Origin of the sequence: Paenibacillus chondroitinus NBRC 15376 (genome assembly GCF_004000765.1) — a bacterium.
GTDB lineage: Bacteria > Bacillota > Bacilli > Paenibacillales > NBRC-103111 > Paenibacillus_E > Paenibacillus_E chondroitinus.
Genome location: NZ_BILW01000018.1, coordinates 26478 through 44126, shown reverse-complemented (window position 1 = coordinate 44126; position 17649 = coordinate 26478). Strand labels below are relative to the sequence as shown.

The following is a 17649-nucleotide window of genomic DNA, read 5'->3' as shown; positions in this document are numbered from 1 at the left end:
GGACCAGGGCAGAGCACAACATGGCTTCCAATCTTTATTTTTTGTTGGCTATCGCATTCGCATCTTTCCAGGTTTTATCCAGATCCTTAATGACATCATCTGCGGACATTTTCTTGTTAAAATAGGCTTGAAGCGCTTTGCCCGACTCATCTTTCACGGCAGCTGGAATCTGCGGATCTTTATACGATTGCCCTTTGTTTACAAAAACGGAAGCGTCCTCGACCCAAGGGTATGGTTTGAACGTGTGGTTTTTGGACACTGGATTGAACTTCAAACCTTGGTACAGATCGTTCGACGCTTGATCATCCAAAATGAAGTTCAGCAGATCCGCCGAAACTTCTTTATTTTTCCCTTGGGAAGCCATCGCTAAGGAAGTTGAAACGGATACGTTGATTAGCGTTGCCGCAGGATCATCATTGATCGGAAGAGGAGCAACTCCGAACTCGAACTTATCATTAGCTTTCAATAGGCTGTCTGCATCCCATGGTCCCTGCACCCACATAGCGGCTTTGCCGGCAGCGAAATCAGCAGCCCCGTCATCGTTGCCTACTTCAAATACGCGATCGGTACCGTTGCTGTTCACAAGATCGATGATTCCGAACATCTCTTTCACTTCTGCGAAGCTTCCCTGGTTTTTGTTCATTTTATCAACAAAATCCTTGTGGCTGGAGTTGCCTAATCCGCCAATGGCCAGAGGCAAGAACAACTGAGGAATCCAGCTTTCTTTGTAACTGAGCATAAACGGCTTAATTTTATTGTCATTCAGCTTTTGAACTACAGCCTTCATTTCTGTCAAAGTGGACGGCGGCTTAATTCCTAAATCTTTGAAGATTTTCTTGTTGTACAGATACCCCCATGCCAAGCTTTCCATAGGTACTGCAACGACTTTATTATCAATTGTCACCAGTGACTTAATGCCATCAATCAGCTTAGGGGAAAGCGGTTGTTTCGTTAAATCGTCCAAATAACCGGCTTTGTAATAGTCAGGAATGTCGTTCACGGCATGCAAACTGAAAATATCCGGTACATCGCCAGTGGCTAGACGCGTTTTCAAAATTTGAGTGGAATTATCGGAACCCGGATACTCGGTATTGATCGTAACCTCGATATTTTTCTCTTTCTTTTCTTTTTTAGCAAATTCAGCGAAGTACTTCTCAAATTGATCGCGAAAACGGTCCAAGCCGCCAAGGAATACTTTTAATTCGACCTTTTTAGCCGCACCCTCGCTTTTGGCATTGCTGCTTCCTCCAGCGCTTGGCGTGCTTTGACCCGAAGAACAAGCTACCGTGCTTCCTAGCAGAGCCATAGCAACTATCATTACAAATGCTTTCTTCATTTTTTCGCCCCCTTTGTTATGGTAACGCTTACGAACCTAGTATACTTAAGAAAGCGCCACCATTCATTGGACAGAAAAAGCATCTCGGATTGGATAATATTGATATCACTCGACTGGCCTAAGCTCATTCATCATCCTGTCTCATCTGAGATGGCGTCATTCCTGTCATTTTTTTGAATATGCGGTGAAAATAAGTGAGATCGGAATAACCGACTGCTTCTGCGGCACTCTTGATGGATACGGAGGCGTCCTGAAGAAGCTCCAGCGCTTTCTCCATCCTCTTGGCAATCAAGTAATCCATGACGGTAACACCGACTTCTTGTTTGAACATGCGGGAGAGATGCTCTTTGCTGACAAAAAATGTGCTGGCAATAGTTCCAAGACTCACCTGCTCGGCATAGGAAAGATCAAGATACTTCCGAATTTCGTCGATATTAATGCGATTCTTATTTTTCCTTTGGTGAATGAGAGCTTCCAAGATCCCTACATAAGTGGTAGTCAGCACCTCGACCCACTCTGCTACCTTCGTATCATCCGTAACGAAAAAATGGCTGGCGCTTGCTTGAGCATCAGGCGTTAATTCACTTCCTGAAAGGGCGCATTGCTCCTCCAATAGCAGCATGAATTGCTTGTAGAGTGAATTATTCAGTCCAGGCTGCAGGCTTTCTTGATCGCTCAACACTTGCTCCAGCTGCTTAAAGCTTTTTTTGATCGCCTCTGTGTTCATCTCTTGAAAATGCCTGGCGACCGTGTGCTTCATCTCGGTAATGACCTTCAATAACTGCTTGTCCAGCGGCTTAGCTGCATGAATCCCCCGTGTTACGCCCAGCTCTCGCACCGCTTTCTCCAAAGCTCTATTCAGCTCTTCCGGATTAATCGGTTTGATCAGATATTCATCCACCTTGGATAAAATCGCCTGTTTGGTATAGGTAAAATCATCAAATCCGCTAATGACAATTTTACGTATAAACGGGTAGTCTTCACTTATTTTTTGCAGTAGCTGAGCTCCGTCCATGCCTCGCATTTTCATATCCGTTATGACGATTTCAGGATGAATCTGCGCTATAATATTTAGGCCGCTAAGCCCATCTTCGGCTTCCTCGACCTGAGAGATGCCTAGTCGCTCCCAATCAGCCAAATGCCTTATACTGTTGCGGACCCAGAATTCATCATCAATAATGACAGCTTTCATTGTAGAGGCTCCTCTCCTTTAACAATGGCGGGGATAACGACTTTGACCGTCGTTCCGGCACCTTTCGAGCTTGTAACAAACATCCCGTACTCTTGTCCGAAAATAAGCTTTATCCGTGAATTCACGTTATTCATGCCCATGCTTTCCCCAATCACTTGATCCTCCCCTGGGCGGCTCAATTGTCGCCGAATGTCCTCCAAACGCACCTCATCTATGCCTAGTCCGTTATCTTCAATACTAATTTCAATGTCATCCATCATTTTCTCGACCCTGATCGCGATGATCCATTGGCCCATCTTTCCTTCCAAACCATGGACGAAACAATTTTCTACGATAGGTTGAAGAATGAATTTGGGAAGCTCGTAATGTCCGCAGTCCTCTTCGATGTCCATTTGGATATGAATCATGTCTTGAAAACGTAATTTCTGAATTTGCAAATAGTTCGTTACATGTTCGATTTCATCAGCCACGGTGACCAGATCCGATTTCATTTTGATCGTATAACGAAATAACTCGCTGAGCGCTCTGACATACTCATAAATTTCCGGTGCATGCCGGGAGAGGGCAACCCCGCCTATGGATTGCAGCGCATTATACAGAAAATGAGGATTAATTTGAGCCTGCATCGCTTTCAGCTGTGCGGTCCTCTTCTCAATTTTGCTTTTATACTCAATTTGAACCAACTCTTTAATTTTCAGCAGCATGGAATTAAATCGTCTCTCCAGCGTACCAATCTCATCGCTTCGCACTTTGTCTACACCTACGTTGAAATTCAAGTGCTCCAAGGCTTTCATCGACCTCGTTAATCGAATAATCGGCTTCGTCGTGAAATAAGCAATTAATACGGAAAGAATAATCGCCAGTAGGGTAGAGACCATAGCTGTATAAAAACTAAAACTCAATGTCGTGGAAGCGCCTTCATTTACATAACTAATCGGGATAAATTTCACGATCCATAAGTTCGCCGACACAACAGGCTGATAAAACAAAATGCCTTGCTTGGATTCAATAAAGCCTGGTTCCATTGGACCGTGTAGCGCCTTTTCCAGCATCTCCTGATCCATCATCGTTTGTACGGGGTAAGGGTTGTACATCAGGTTTCCCTGCGCATCCAATACAAGCACTTCGCTATTGGGCTCCGAATGGATCATGTTGATGACATTATCCATCATATTCCATCTGGCTTCAATAAACACGCCGCCGAGAATTTCGTGATCTTCAAACCGATTCATACTGCGTATCAATTTGAAATTATTGTGTGTAGATTTCACAATCTTATTGACGGTCTGATGGTTGTTGGCTGATTCTCCCCCTTCCAAAGCGGGATTCACTTTCTGATCTGTTGATCGAACGGCATCTTTATCCACGATATAGAGACGCTGTTTGGCATTTAAATAAAGAGAGATTGAAGCAATATTCGTATTGTTGGCCACATAAAGAGATCTGAGCTTCTCGTCTATATACGGTTTTCCTGTTTCCGGACCGTTACTTGCGCTAATCGTTTCACCATTGGTATTCGGAAATAAATTATTATCCATAAGAAGGGAATACGCCACTGAATGCAATTGGCCGAATTTTTCATCGAAATATTTCGCTGCCCAATCCATTCTTGACTCGTTGGAACGTATGATTTCCAGACTTAGCGAGTGTTTGGTTGTTTTTGCGGCGAAAATCGTCACTAAGGTTAACGGCAGAACAGCGATAATGACCATTAGAATCATAAGCTTGTATCTCATACTCATTTGAAAAGGAAACTGAAGACGCCGAGTCATATTTCTAATTTCCATAGTCGATCCCCTTTTTATTGATAGTTAAAAGTCTTCGTCAAATCACCTTATATTTTCCTCCTGTTTTGTTATTGCATAGCAAGCAAAATTCATGCTACTGTGAGAGTGAACACTCCACTATACGATCACGAGAAGGTACATTTTATAATGAACGAACTTTTCATGGACTTCTTAACGATTTTGCTCCCTAGTTTTTTCTTTTTCTACATGGCTGTAACCTTACTACATCGAAATATAAAAAGCATGTTGAACCGAATTGCCGCTCTGCTTATGCTGGCTTTTCAGTTTTATTTCTTAGGAGAATACATTAAAACATCTTTGCTTCCTCAATATCAAATGCAAATTGTTCTTTACGGGAATAGCCCGATGCTTCTGTTGGTCATCTGCTGTTTGGTCCATCTCAGCGTACTCATCGGAAACCCTGCGACTTCGGCTTTCAAACGATTTTTGCCTTTCATTTACGCAGCCCCGTATACATTGTGGCTTGGGTTTTTAATCACCAAAGATCATCGCGTATTATATAACGCTGAAGTGACGGATGGACGGAGTCCGCTTGATCCACAATTTTTACTTATTACCGTTCTCTTTATAGCAGGATATATCCTGCTTTCGGTGATCATCCTCGCCGTTTCCTGGTTCCGTGTGAAGGAAATCAAACATCGGCAGGTTCTGCGTTCCCTGCTTCTCAGCTTATTTTTGCTGTTTGCCTGGTTTGTCCTTGTTACATTCCTTCTACAATCGAAAGTACTAACGTCACGGAATGCCATGATCCTATTTTTTATCGGCTATTTGCTATGGGCTGTTACCCTCCGCCATTTGGTTGGTAAGTATGACATTATGCCGGATTACCGCAAGCTCTTCCATATTCTTTTCAAGTCTGCGCCGACCGCCATTCTGCTTCTGGACCAAAAGGGAGACGTTAAAGAAATGAATCCCCGGGCCAAACAATGGCTGGAAGGAATTCCTGTTCATCATATCATGAGCTATTTCCAGTTTGAGAATAACATGCCCGTAGTCGACATGTTGGCTCTGGTTCAGCAAGAAAATGAAGTCCAGTGGGAGGCTCAACTGCATAATCCGAAGAAAGGCGACTTGGATTTGATTATGGGCCTTGAATTGATCGAAGAAACCGACGAGAAGCTATATGTGATGCATCTGACAGATGTTACGTCTCTTAAGGTTGCGGAACGTAAACTATTAAAATCCGAGCAAAATTACAAATATTTAGCGCACCATGATTCACTTACGGATTTATATAACCGGGCTGCCCTCCATGAGCTGCTGTTAGAAAAGATCGAACGACGTGAAAGTTTTGCTCTTATCTTAATTGACCTGGATAACTTTAAACCAATTAACGATCGATACGGGCATTTTGTTGGCGACCTTTATCTCAAACATATTGCACTTATGTTGGAAAACTGCTCCCAACCTGATGATAAGATTGGACGGATCGGTGGAGACGAATTCGTTTGGATTATTTCCTCCATGGATGACAATAGCGAATTAGACCGTATAGTCGACCATCGGTTGTCTCTCTTACAGAAGACCCCTTTTACGTATAAAGGGATTGAAATTCCGATTTCGTTTAGCGCCGGAGTCAGCCAATTTCCTCGAGATGCCACGGACATCACAACATTAATGAAGAATGCGGATGAGGCTATGTATACGATGAAACGGGCAAGGAAAACTGGCATATCCTCCTTAGCAGATTGAATGGCCTGGGACAACAAACGGCGGCAGCCTTGGACTGAACATTTAGTCCTTGGCTGCCGCTGTTTATTTTTTTCTACCCATAAATACGAACGATAAGCTGCTCCCGCCAAACAAGATAACGGTTGTCACGATAAACGATAGATGCATGCCGTCAATAAAAGATGTGCGGCTGCTCAGAATCGAACCAAGAATGGCAACCCCTAACGTGGCGCCGAGCTGACGGCTTGCGTTAAGAGCGCCGGATACCGCACCGGTCTGTTCCTTCGGGACAGATGAAATGACAGCCGCCATCAGCGAGGGAATTGTAAAAGATACTCCGAAACCGATAAACAGCAAACCAATCATCGTAATCGCATAGTTGGTGTTCACTTCCGTCCACACCTGAAGCAGTGTACCCAAAGCACTAAGGCTAAAACCGACAGTCATCGGTATCCGAGCTCCGATTCTGCCAACGATGCGTCCAGTCAGAATTGGGTTAAAAGCAAGCGGAATCATCATGGGAAGAAGCAAGAGTCCTGTGATGTGGGCCGACAATCCGCGCACTTGTTGAAAAAATACCGGCACGATAAATAAAATGCCCGACAGGCCGATGTTAATCGCCAGCCCCGCTATCATGCCCGCCGATACTGTCGCATGTTTAAATAACGACAAAGGAAGTAATGGGGATTCATCTTTCGCTTCGAATATGAGAAAAAGGATGGCGCTTAACAGGGCCACGCCAAATGTCATTAAAATAGTCGGAGAAAACCATCCATAGCTGCTCCCCTCCATCAGTCCGAATGACAAAGCAGCAATGGCGACTATGGCCGTTATTTGGCCCCCTATGTCAAAGCTTCTCTGCGCTCTACGGTCTGTTTCCTTAACTAGCAGAAACGTCAAGATTAGGCTCATGACTGCAAGCGGTACATTAAGCAAAAAAATGCTTCGCCAACCAAACGAATCTACCAAGAGCCCGCCGATCACAGGTCCCGCCGCCATCGCTGCCCCGGTAACTGCTGCCCATATACCAAGCGCCCGGGCGCGTTCGGCCTTCTCTGGGTAGGCATGGACCAATAGGCTCAGCGACGCTGGCATCAGAGCTGCACCTCCAATGCCGAGTATCGCACGTAAGCCGATCAGCATCCCCAGTGACGAAACAAATGCGGCTAGGACTGAAGCCCCGAGAAAAAGGGCCAAACCTCCAGCATAAACCCGTTTGGCACCAAGTTTATCCGCTAACGAACCCATGGATAGCAGTAAACCGGCAAACACAATTGTGTATGCGTTGACCACCCATTGAAGTCCGGATAATCCTCCGCCTAATTCGGAGCGAATCGCAGGCAGCGCAACGCTCACCACCGTCATGTCCAGGAGTACCATAAAGTATCCAAGCGAAAGTCCAAGAAGAAGCAGCATTTTGGCTAGCTTTCCTGTAAGGTTGGACTGTAATTGCAATGCTTTTTCCAAAGTAAGTCCCCTTCCATTGCGATATGAAATTCATCTCAATAGAAAGTGTATAATGGATTGTATAATAGAATAAGATGATGGTTTATCCTAGGAGATGAGCTCCTACGATAGGAACCAGATTAGAGGAGAGGAGTAGACGCCGCTATATGGAACATTCAAACCATACGCGCCTTGAAGAATTGGCGCAGTTTCTTAAAACTCGTCGCGCACGACTCTCACCCGAGCAAGTGGGTTTGCCGCATGGAGGCCGAAGGCGCACACCCGGTCTTAGACGCGGGGAAGTGGCGCAACTCTCCGGCGTAAGCGTGGATTGGTATACATGGTTGGAACAAGCGCGAAATATTCAGGTATCGGCTCAAGTGCTGGACAATATTGCACGGGCTCTCCAGCTGGATTCGAGTGAGCGCAAGCATTTATTTCTGCTGGCTTTACAGCAGCTGCCTGCTGATCTAACGCCAGTTGAAACTACGATTAGTCCGACGCTTCAGCTTTTCCTTGATCTACAAGGGACGAGTCCGGCTTATGTGACCGATCAGCGCCTGAATATTGTTGCTTGGAATAGTGCAGCAAATCTGATTTATGGGGATTATCGTGCCATGTCGATGCGCGAGCGCAATTCGCTCTGGCGAACGTTCACTTCGCCATACGTGCGAGAAATGCTTCAAGACAACTGGGAAAATCATGCCCGGCACCGTTTGGCTCATTTTCGAGCCAACTATGGCAAGTTTGCGGGTGATCCTTGGTGGATGAAGCTTATTGGGGATTTGAATCAGATCAGTGCGGAATTCAGGGCATGGTGGCCGCAACATGATGTTCTCAATGGGCCCGAAGGAAAGAAAATCAATCATCATCCGGCAGCCGGATTACTGATCTTTGATCAACTTTCCTTCCATGTAACGGATTTGCCCCACCTTACAGTGACAATCAATGTACCGACACTCGACAGTGATACGACTCGCAAGCTTAAGAAGCTTCTAGGGGAATGAGTACACTGAATTTCGTGCCAATCCCCTGTTTACTTTGAACACGAATCGTTCCACCCAAAGCTTCAATGATTCGGTAGCTGACCATAAGTCCGAGCCCCGTTCCTTTCGCCTTCGTTGAATAGAAAGGGTTACCTAATCTCTGAAGCTGTTCTTCGTTCATGCCGATGCCCGTATCCATAATTTCAATAACTGCGTACTTATTTTGGGCAAATGCATGAATCGTGATCTTCCCGTTTTTCTCTATCGCTTCAGCCGCATTTTTAATTAAATTGATCATGACTTGCGTTAATTTTTTCGATTCGCCATAAACATACAAATCCTCCAACTGGCTTTCCACGATGTGGCCCTTTGACGTAACATAGGGTTCGGTTATGCTTATAACGTTACTCAAATGGGCTTTAACATCAATCTTTTCTACCTTTTCAGCCTGAGGCTTGGCGTACATGAGGTACTCGGAAATGATAGCTTCCGCTCGATCAATCTCTTCTAATGCAAGAATAGAATATTTAAGATCCGTTTCATTCTGCGTACGGGATTTTAATAATTGAAGAAAACCTTTGGATACGGTAATTGGATTTCGAATTTCATGAGCGATGGTGGCAGCAAGCTCACCCAAAACACTAAGTTTCTCAGAACGGTAGATTTCATCCCGCATATGGATGTTGTCCCTCATCGTTTCAATGAAAAAGAAAGTAATCCATGAACAAACCGTTATAATAACGCAATAATAAACAAAAAAGATCTCATGGTGATCTATATCATTTTGCAATTGAATCGTGCTCCATACGGACACAATCAATGCTGACAATAAGGAAAACAACATCCCAAATAAAATATTTTGTTTTCCTTCTTTTCGAAGTTTCAGAAATACAAGAACAAGAATGTAGATGGGAATATACGATAAAGTGGTTACGATAAACCCGCTGCCCCCAAGATAAAGGCGATAGAGAATCAAAGTAACAGCTACGAGCCCTCCTGCGCCATACCCCCCGTAAATCAGCGCTACGAGAAATGGAATTATTCTCAAATCGTAGATGTACCCTGGAAAAACCGTAAAAGGAAACGACATACAAAATACGACGGATACACCCGAAAACACACCGATAATTATTTTGGAGTGTTTATTCTTGTATAATCCAAAAGCAAAGTATGAAAGGGCACCTACCAGAATAAATAGAAAGTTTAAGAGTATGTAATCTAACATAAGCCCTCCCATACGAAGTTATTCAATTTTGATTATGCCTGAAAAAAGCCACTTAGCAAATAGCCAAATGACATTTCTTCATGAATTCCTCGCCAGTTCTATAACCGATTGAATGAATGGTGCTTTCATAATGGTATATGTCGCTCGATCTTCTGAATATATGGATGCAAGATGCTTCTTAAGTGCGGCATATTCGCCTACTTTCTCTTGGTGGCTTCTGAGATAATCGCGGAATAAAAGGTTACTTTCCCATTCGTTACTCGTCATTTCATAAACATGAAGGTGATGCGTTCCTTTCCGCCATTCTCCTTTACGAAAAAATCGGCGAGTGGGAAACTCCACTTTGGGAACATATTCGTATCCCATTTTACACAAAGGTTCAATGAATAGGTCGGCTTCCTCAAGTTGATGAACGCCAACTGCAATGTCCACTATTGGCTTTGAGGGTAATCCGACCACTGAGGTGCTGCCGATATGTTCGATATAGACCGCCCTTTGTTGCAGAGATTGTTGTATCTTCGCCTTCTCCCTCTCAAACTCTGCTGCCCATTCAGGCGTATATTCTGCAATTACAACTTCCACGGCCATGGGAATACCTGCCTTTCACTCTGAATGATCAAATCACCAACTTGGGAATTAATAGAAAATTTTATTGTATATCGAAACTATTTCCTATTTTTCCCGTCTAACCTTATGGATATAAATGGATGAATAAAAAGAATTCCCCAACTAAAGGAGAGATGAAGACGTTGAAGTTTCATTATTGGTCAAAACGAATCACTCAAGGTGCTGCATTATTATCTGTACTATCCCTTTCAAGTATTGCTCCACTGACGGCAATAGCGGCAGATGCTTCGGCGAAGGATCAGCCAAAGATTGTTCAATTGACACAACCCAGATTTCCTATTGCGATTGACAATCAAGGTAATGGTTGGTGTCTGGCACTTCATGCCATATCCGTAAAAGATGGCTCTTTTCCTAACCTGATGGTTAAGGCACCGAGTCTTACAAATGTAAAAAGCATTAGCCAAAATGAACATGGCATGATACTTGTTTTGAAAAATGATGGTACCGTATGGACAGTAGAACGCACGGCAGAAAATGAGCAACCGGATCACAAGGAACATATCTCTGCAACTTTGGGAGAACAAATCCCTCACTTAGAAAATATCGTAAAAGTTGATACGTTTGGTTTGTTTGGTCTTGCCCTTGATAAAAATGGAAAAGTATGGATATTCGAAACAGCTCCAAGTTATGTAAAAAATGATCCTTCTATTTCATTGAAAACAGAGCCAGTTCTTGTTGAAGGTTTGGATCATATTAAGGACTTAATGATTTCTAATGACTATTATGATGTGACATTTTTAAAAGAGGACGGAACGGTTTGGAACATTGATGCATATAACCCATGGGGTTCGAAAAAACCTTTATACGACTCATTTCGCTTCAATAAGCCAGTGCAACTCGAAAATCTAAAAGACATTGTCCAACTTAAAAACAATCATTTTGCCATAAAGAAAGATGGTACCGTATGGAACTGGGGGAGAACAACAGCTTTCTCAGAAAATCAATCCTTCCAAGAAGTAGCTCTCACTCCTGCAGCACCATATCAAGTTGATGAAATTTCGGATGTCGTGGATGTTTCTAGCAACTTTGAACATGTACTTTTTGTGAAAAAAGATGGTTCGGTTTGGGGCAAGGGCTATTTTGTAGAGAAATGGGAAGCTCTTGGTATTGAACCTCAAACTGTTTGGAAGGATTTATTTAAATTAGATGGCATTGCCGATGCTGCTTCCGTTAATATTAATAATTACTATTCGCCGACAGAGTCCATTATCAAAAAAGATGGAACGGTCTGGATGTGGGGACTTGATAACTTCAGCAAATTTGTTGATAAACCACAGCAAGTAGAGTTTAGGAGTTAATTAGTATGTAGACCAATACAAGCCCATCAACGGCCTGTATTGGTCTTATTTCATTCGCGAGTATTAATAAACTATTATTCGACTTGGTTTGCCCTCAATGCCTCTTTCTCAGCACGGCGCGCAAACCATGTAGCCAGCAGAGAACCGGAAATGTTATGCCACACACTAAAGATTGCACTAGGAACGGCTGCGATCGGGCTAAAATGAGCCGAGGCTAGCGCCGCCCCAAGACCGGAGTTCTGCATGCCAGTTTCAAATAAAATGGCTTTACGCTTGCTTGAATTCATCCGGAACAGCTTAGCGAACAAGTAACCTAATACATACCCGAGGCCGTTATGCAAAATGACAACCGCAAAAATTAGCAAACCGCTTTCGATAATTTTCGTTTTGCTGCCGCCAACTACAATGGCCACAATGATGACAATTGCCAGTGTGGATACGAGCGGGAGTGCCTGTACACTCGCTTCAGCTTGTTTTCTGAACAGACTTTTTACGACAACACCTAGAATAATAGGCAAAATAACAACTGTCAAAATGTCCTTAATGAGCGCTCCACCATCAATCGGCATCCAGCGTCCCGCAAGCAAGCTGATCAAAGCTGGAGTAGCCAGCGGTGCGATGAGTGTGGAAACGGAAGCAATGGACACGCCAAGTGCAACGTCGCCTTTTGCAAGCAGTGCCATCACATTGGAGGATGTACCGCTTGGGCAGCAGCCGACGAGAATGACACCAACAGCTATCTCCGGCGGCAAGTTCAACACAATAGCCAGCACATAGGCTAGCAGCGGCATAATAATATAATGACCGACAACACCGATCAAGACTTCTAGCGGACGACGAAATACTTCACGGAAATCAGCAGACGACAGCGTAAGTCCCATCCCGAACATGACAACACCAAGAAAAATGGAAATGTAGCCCTTCAGCGGCGTAAATACCTCAGGCCAAAAAAATCCCAGACAAGCAAATAGGATAACCCATAGAGAAAAAGTTCCTCCTACGAACTGGCTTACTTTTGCAATTGTACGCATTCAACCTAACCTCACTTATGATGTAATGTAACAAGCTAGAGTTAGGTCATTGTACGTGAAAATGAATAAAAAATCCACCCTTTTTATCTATGTCCTCGTAATTAAATACGCTAATATCCTCGGCTTACGTCCACCGAATGGCGAATTCGTTCTAGCCCGTTGTCCATATCTTCCAGTACGGCGAGCAAGCCGTCCATCGCTTCATCCACCCCGGTAACGGCGGAAATATGCGGGGTAATGGTCACGTTCGGATGGGACCACAACGGCGATGCTGCGGGCAGCGGCTCCTCTTGGAACACGTCAAGAACAGCTCTGCGCACTTGGCCTAGGTCTACTGCCTCAAGCAGTGCGGTTTCATCTACGGAGGCTCCCCGGCCCACATTGATAAAGCCAGCACCTTGCATGCAGGAGAACAAATGCTTGTCGAATAATTTATCCGTCATTGGAGTCAATGGAAGTGTGTTAATAACCCAGTCGGCCTCTGCTAACAACAAGTTCGCATCCTTAAGTGAAACGACCCTATCAAAATGAGCGATCGGAGCTCCGCTGCGCGATATACCATAAACGGTTACCCCGAAAGTTTGAAGCATCTTCGCGACTTCCATTCCAATTGTTCCGGTACCGAAAATGACAATGCGAAGCTGCTGTAGGAGCAGCTGCTGTGATGGCTGCCAAAGTCTTTCTGTTTGATATTGCTGAAATTTTTGATGATGCTGCACATCGGCAAGTATGTAACTCAAGCAATATTGCCCTATCTTAGCTCCAAAGCTGCCGACCGTTCGGGTCAATAATACATCCTCTTTCCAAGCACGATTATGTAAAAAAGCATCAACGCCCGCCCCAAGCGCATGAACCCACCGCAGCTTACCGAAATGAAACGACTCCGTCGGTTTAAAAGCCACATAACCATCGGCCCAATCGAAGTGATTCGAGCTCACTTCCGTCTCTGGAAGAAACAGATACTCCCGCTTAGTGTCCAGCAAAGCTAACTTCTCCAGCTCTTTGAACATCCGTCCAGTCACCAAGATTTTTTGTATATCCACCTGCCACGCCCCCTATAGAATCCATAAAACCATACAATAGTAACTTATTATACCACGGCAGGTTCTCTTTTATATTCTGCTTCTGTGCTCGAAGGATAAACCACTTCGTCGTCCTTGAGGAACTACAGGCTGCTATTCTAGCACATTCAGCCCGATTCCGCGTTCAAGTGGAACTTGCAGGGCCTTATTTGATCGCCTACTCCCGTTTTCTTAAAGAAAACGGACAAATAGCGGCCCACAGTTCCGCTCCGCGCGGAAGAGAGCTTATTTCGATGAAATAGCGCCCTGTAGTTCTCCCATCGCTGGCCAGGAAGGAACCGCTCAAGCGATTGCAACCTTTATCTTGGGGTGGCATTCTAATAAATAAAAGCGGCAGTCCCGGGAGAAAATCAAACCCCTGACTGCCGCTGACTCTTAAATTTTGCTAACAACTTCCCTATTTTGAAGCAGAGCAACCAGGTAGGCCAAGGTCAATCCTTGCCCCCATCCTTGTACTCTTTTCTTGGAGATGACTTTGTAATCATCTACGGAGTACATCACGGCCGTACCTGCCGATACATTCCGCACGGAGCCGTCTTCATCAATGTTTGCCAAGATGCCCTCATAGGCTTTGGCCATATAATTTTGATGCAGCGGATGCGCATACGTGGTGAGTGCGGCAGCAATACCTGCGGAGGCTGAAGTTTCCTCGTAGGAGGTTTCATCCGTCAATACCGTGCGCCACAGCCCATTCTCTGACTGCAACCTGACCAGAGCGCTTAATTGATCGCCTAGAGCTCCTCCAATTTGCATCCACATTGGCATGAAAGGATTCAGCATTTTATACGCTTGCGCCATCGTATAAGCCGCCCATGCATTGGCTCTGCCCCAATATATACCGGACAAATGATCTTGCCTCACATTATCCCATGCGTGGTAGAACAAATTCGTCTTCGTATCCTGCAGGTATTCTTCATGCCAGTAAAATTGATTCAGCGCATCTTCTATGTAAGCTTTATTGTCTATTTTAAATCCAAGCCGCAGCAGGAAATACGCCGCCATAAATAACGTATCCGCCCATGCTTGCTCTGGAAAATCATTTTTGGAGGATACCGTATGCTGGAAAACACCCGATCCGAATCGGATGGCATCCTTGCGCAAATATTCGGCCTTCAAGAGCGCCAGGTCAAGGTACTTGGCATCGTCCGTAGCTTCATACAAGGTCAGCATGGTATGCCCCATCGCGCAAGCATTCACCATCATCGGCGGCAACCCGAGCTCCAGATACTCGTCCACCCATTTCACCAGAAAATCGATGTACTCCTGATTCCCGGTTACTTCCCAAGCTTTGCAAATGCCATAATAAGCTACGCCACAAGACCAGTTCCATGTGAAATCCATATTCATCGTTCTGCGGACTACCCGGTCTATGAGTTCTTTTACTTCGTTTTCGTTGCATTCAAATTTCCGCATAGAATCGATACCTCCATCTATTCTGCCTGATGAAATCTATAGCTTTAACGCACATTACCTATAAAAATAACATAATTTTCGAGGGCATTCTCCGCATTTTCAACTAAAAAATAACCAAATCTCGCATATCTTGCGTTTAGATAAAGAAACAGCAAAAAAGAGTGCACATTCAAAACTTTGTGCGCTCTTTTTTTAATGCAAACATCTATCCCCCCAGATCAAACCGATCCATGGTCCGGTCTAACCAACTTTGCAGCTCTTTTTCCAGTGAGATCAAAAGTTCCGTTTGCGGCCGCTCATACAGCACAACAGGATTGAGCTGATAAGGATCCTTCACATGATCATAGAAGAAGCGTTGCACTTCCGCTCCAGGTGCGTATCCTCTATGTACAACATAGGTGTACATGCTTGTGCGGATACCCCGCCAGCCATATCGGCGGTTATCCAAGCCAGAGGCGGCAAAAAGCTCCATCGCATCCTTTCTTCCGGGAAACCCGGAAATGAAAGCAGAGGAAATATCCGTTTCTCTCGTACCGAGGATATCACCGGACAGATCCATCCCTTCTACAGCTACTGGGACTGGAATGCCGGCAAGACCAAGCAGCGTAGGCATAATATCCACACTGTTAAAAAGCAGATTCGTGCTGCCCTGCTCAATCATGCCTTTCCAACTCATTAGACAAGGAATCGCGATGGATTCCTCATGCCAAGAATGCTTCGCCATTAAGCCATGCGAGCCCATGAGCTCACCGTGATCCGACGAGAGTACGATCAACGTGTTTTCCGCAATCCCTAGCTGCTCGACTTCCCGCCAAATCCGGCCGAATTGTTCATCCATACCGGACACCGCTGCGAAGTAATCTCGGGTGTAGCGGTCCAGCGCCTCATCCCCGCTTTCAAAGGGCTCACCCGTGTGCGCAGCAAGACACTCCGAACTTACGTTCGGTCGCAAACTCAACTCCCGTCCGCTATAGATTTCCTTGTAGCGTTCCGGTACAAGTTCAAAGGGGCTATGAGGCGGATTCCAAGAGACAAATAGAGCAAACGGCCCATTGTCCTTCTCTGTTTCTTGTCTTTTTGTCCGAATAAAGTCTAACGCAACATCCGTTTCATGCTCCAACGACCATTGGTCCACTTGAATCATTTCCGGTGTGTCTTTCCAATAATGCGGCTTCAGATGCTGGTCGTACGCACCGTAGGAATACCAGAAATCAAAGCCGTGCCGTTTGGGCCCCGGCGGTGTGTACGCATCCCATTCACGCGCTCCGGATTCCGGTTCCGGGCAACGATTTTGCTCAGGTAGATCCAGATGCCATTTGCCAATATAACCCGTTTGATACCCAGCCGCCTTCAGTGCATCTCCCACACAAACTTCGTCCGGGCTTAGCATAATATCTGCACCTATCTTACAGTTCGTATAGACACCGGTCGATTGCGGATATCTGCCTGTCATGAGCGCAGCCCGGTGCGGAGAACAAAGCGGCGTACAAGAGAGCGCATGGTTAAACACCAAGCTTTCCTCCGCAAATCGGTCGATATTGGGCGTGATGACAGGATCTTCCCCCATAAAACCTGCAGCCTGCTTCCGCCATTGATCAGCAAAAATATAAATGATGTTTGGCTTCATGATCGACTCACCCTTTAACCGCGCCTGCGGAAATCCCTTCGACGAAGTGGTCTTGTGCCATAAAGTAAATGATGATCGTCGGAATAATGGCACAAACCGCTGCGGCCATTAAAGGGCCGTATTCCGTAGCATGCTCGGATTGGAAATGCTGCATGCCGAGCTGGAGCGTAAATAAGTTATCCGAATTCAGGTAGATCAAAGGACCGAGGAAATCATTCCATGCGTGCATGAAGGTAAAGATCGTCAAGCTGGCAATCGCCGGCCGAATGAGTGGCAGGATGACCCGTGCATAGATGCCAAACTCGCTCAAGCCATCAATTCTGGCAGCTTCTGAAAGTTCCTCTGGAATAGACATAAAAAACTGTCTGAACAGGAACACGCCAAATGGACTAAAAGCCCCCAACAAAATCAATGCCCAATGCGAATCGATTAACCCAATTTTCTTGATTAGCATAAACTGCGGAATCATCATGACTTGGTAAGGCACCATCATCGTTGCCACATACATGAAAAACAGCTTATCCCGTTCCGGAAATTTCACTTTGGCGAACGCATAAGCAGCCGTAGAGCATGTAATAATTTGCAGCAGCGTAGTTAGCACAGCGATTTTGATCGTATTCAAGTAATAGGTGAAAAAAGGAAGCTGCGTCCATACCTTGCTGTAATTTGACCAGTAAAAGTGACTCGGTATCCACTGAATGGGGAAGCTGAATATTTCCGCCTCCGACTTCACCGATGCGGAAAGCATCCAAAGGAAAGGAACAACCATGGAGACGGCGACAACAGTCACGACCGCATATAAAACCGCTTTTCTAATCCATGCGCCAATTGGAGTTCGCCTCGGTAACGTCACCATCGTCCGACTTGATTCTACTTGTATATTCATGTTGGCTTCTCCCTTCTCTAA

The 17649-nt window shown here is 45.1% G+C and carries 14 protein-coding genes; 3 read left to right on the top strand and 11 right to left on the bottom strand.

The window, feature by feature from the left end:
• Positions 1 to 34 precede the first annotated feature (34 nt).
• The 3 genes from PCH02S_RS19990 to PCH02S_RS19980 form a co-directional block, all read right to left on the bottom strand.
• The gene (locus tag PCH02S_RS19990) at positions 35 to 1336 is read right to left on the bottom strand and encodes an ABC transporter substrate-binding protein (RefSeq protein WP_127455709.1); all 1302 of its coding nucleotides are present in this window, start codon (positions 1334 to 1336) and stop codon (positions 35 to 37) included.
• Between the two features lie 124 nt (positions 1337 to 1460).
• The gene (locus PCH02S_RS19985; RefSeq protein ID WP_127455708.1) at positions 1461 to 2528 is read right to left on the bottom strand and encodes a response regulator transcription factor; all 1068 of its coding nucleotides are present in this window, start codon (positions 2526 to 2528) and stop codon (positions 1461 to 1463) included.
• Positions 2525 to 4315 (bottom strand): sensor histidine kinase, encoded by a 1791-nt coding sequence (locus PCH02S_RS19980; protein ID WP_127455707.1) that lies wholly within the window; start codon positions 4313 to 4315, stop codon positions 2525 to 2527. Before PCH02S_RS19980 ends, PCH02S_RS19985 begins: the two co-directional genes overlap by 4 nt.
• Positions 4316 to 4462: 147 nt before the next feature.
• Here PCH02S_RS19980 and PCH02S_RS19975 point away from each other — a divergent pair, with 147 nt between their 5' ends.
• Entirely contained in the window at positions 4463 to 6028 is a 1566-nt protein-coding gene (locus PCH02S_RS19975; RefSeq protein ID WP_127455706.1) for a GGDEF domain-containing protein, read from the top strand.
• A gap of 63 nt (positions 6029 to 6091) precedes the next feature.
• Here the strand turns inward: PCH02S_RS19975 and PCH02S_RS19970 are convergent, their stop codons facing one another.
• Entirely contained in the window at positions 6092 to 7474 is a 1383-nt protein-coding gene (locus PCH02S_RS19970; protein WP_246069175.1) for an MFS transporter, read from the bottom strand.
• 146 nt (positions 7475 to 7620) lie between these two features.
• Between PCH02S_RS19970 and PCH02S_RS19965 the strand changes: the two genes are divergently transcribed.
• Positions 7621 to 8460, top strand: a complete 840-nt coding sequence (locus PCH02S_RS19965; protein WP_127455705.1) for a helix-turn-helix transcriptional regulator — start codon at positions 7621 to 7623, stop codon at positions 8458 to 8460.
• Here PCH02S_RS19965 and PCH02S_RS19960 read toward each other — a convergent pair.
• Entirely contained in the window at positions 8438 to 9664 is a 1227-nt protein-coding gene (locus PCH02S_RS19960) for an ATP-binding protein (RefSeq protein ID WP_164819641.1), read from the bottom strand. The two genes, PCH02S_RS19965 and PCH02S_RS19960, sit on opposite strands and share 23 nt — an antisense overlap.
• Before the next feature lie 78 nt (positions 9665 to 9742).
• Complete coding sequence (locus tag PCH02S_RS19955) at positions 9743 to 10252, bottom strand: GrpB family protein (protein ID WP_127455703.1); 510 nt, start codon at positions 10250 to 10252, stop codon at positions 9743 to 9745.
• 119 nt (positions 10253 to 10371) lie between these two features.
• On the opposite strand from PCH02S_RS19955, the gene PCH02S_RS19950 reads away from it, so the two are divergent.
• Entirely contained in the window at positions 10372 to 11589 is a 1218-nt protein-coding gene (locus PCH02S_RS19950) for an RCC1 domain-containing protein (RefSeq protein ID WP_127455702.1), read from the top strand.
• 74 nt (positions 11590 to 11663) lie between these two features.
• On the opposite strand, the gene PCH02S_RS19945 is transcribed toward PCH02S_RS19950, so the two are convergent.
• The 5 genes from PCH02S_RS19945 to PCH02S_RS19925 all read right to left on the bottom strand — a co-directional run bounded on the left by PCH02S_RS19945 (position 11664) and on the right by PCH02S_RS19925 (position 17628).
• Complete coding sequence (locus tag PCH02S_RS19945) at positions 11664 to 12620, bottom strand: bile acid:sodium symporter family protein (RefSeq protein WP_127455701.1); 957 nt, start codon at positions 12618 to 12620, stop codon at positions 11664 to 11666.
• A 110-nt stretch (positions 12621 to 12730) separates the two neighbouring features.
• Positions 12731 to 13663 carry a D-2-hydroxyacid dehydrogenase gene (locus PCH02S_RS19940; protein WP_127455700.1) on the bottom strand — a complete coding sequence of 311 codons (933 nt, stop codon included), beginning with the start codon at positions 13661 to 13663 and terminating at the stop codon, positions 12731 to 12733.
• Positions 13664 to 14077: 414 nt separating this feature from the next.
• Positions 14078 to 15115 (bottom strand): glycoside hydrolase family 88/105 protein, encoded by a 1038-nt coding sequence (locus PCH02S_RS19935; protein WP_127455699.1) that lies wholly within the window; start codon positions 15113 to 15115, stop codon positions 14078 to 14080.
• A 205-nt stretch (positions 15116 to 15320) separates the two neighbouring features.
• Positions 15321 to 16742, bottom strand: a complete 1422-nt coding sequence (locus tag PCH02S_RS19930; RefSeq protein WP_127455698.1) for a sulfatase family protein — start codon at positions 16740 to 16742, stop codon at positions 15321 to 15323.
• Between the two features lie 7 nt (positions 16743 to 16749).
• Positions 16750 to 17628 carry a carbohydrate ABC transporter permease gene (locus tag PCH02S_RS19925; protein ID WP_218033167.1) on the bottom strand — a complete coding sequence of 293 codons (879 nt, stop codon included), beginning with the start codon at positions 17626 to 17628 and terminating at the stop codon, positions 16750 to 16752.
• Positions 17629 to 17649 lie beyond the last annotated feature (21 nt).

Coding starts and splice junctions, on each gene's coding strand:
- PCH02S_RS19990 (WP_127455709.1), bottom strand. CDS start 1,336: ATGAAGAAAGCATTTGTAATGATAGTTGCTATGGCTCTGCTAGGAAGC.
- PCH02S_RS19985 (WP_127455708.1), bottom strand. CDS start 2,528: ATGAAAGCTGTCATTATTGATGATGAATTCTGGGTCCGCAACAGTATA.
- PCH02S_RS19980 (WP_127455707.1), bottom strand. CDS start 4,315: ATGGAAATTAGAAATATGACTCGGCGTCTTCAGTTTCCTTTTCAAATG.
- PCH02S_RS19975 (WP_127455706.1), top strand. CDS start 4,463: ATGAACGAACTTTTCATGGACTTCTTAACGATTTTGCTCCCTAGTTTT.
- PCH02S_RS19965 (WP_127455705.1), top strand. CDS start 7,621: ATGGAACATTCAAACCATACGCGCCTTGAAGAATTGGCGCAGTTTCTT.
- PCH02S_RS19960 (WP_164819641.1), bottom strand. CDS start 9,664: ATGTTAGATTACATACTCTTAAACTTTCTATTTATTCTGGTAGGTGCC.
- PCH02S_RS19955 (WP_127455703.1), bottom strand. CDS start 10,252: ATGGCCGTGGAAGTTGTAATTGCAGAATATACGCCTGAATGGGCAGCA.
- PCH02S_RS19950 (WP_127455702.1), top strand. CDS start 10,372: ATGAATAAAAAGAATTCCCCAACTAAAGGAGAGATGAAGACGTTGAAG.
- PCH02S_RS19945 (WP_127455701.1), bottom strand. CDS start 12,620: ATGCGTACAATTGCAAAAGTAAGCCAGTTCGTAGGAGGAACTTTTTCT.
- PCH02S_RS19935 (WP_127455699.1), bottom strand. CDS start 15,115: ATGCGGAAATTTGAATGCAACGAAAACGAAGTAAAAGAACTCATAGAC.
- PCH02S_RS19930 (WP_127455698.1), bottom strand. CDS start 16,742: ATGAAGCCAAACATCATTTATATTTTTGCTGATCAATGGCGGAAGCAG.
- PCH02S_RS19925 (WP_218033167.1), bottom strand. CDS start 17,628: ATGAATATACAAGTAGAATCAAGTCGGACGATGGTGACGTTACCGAGG.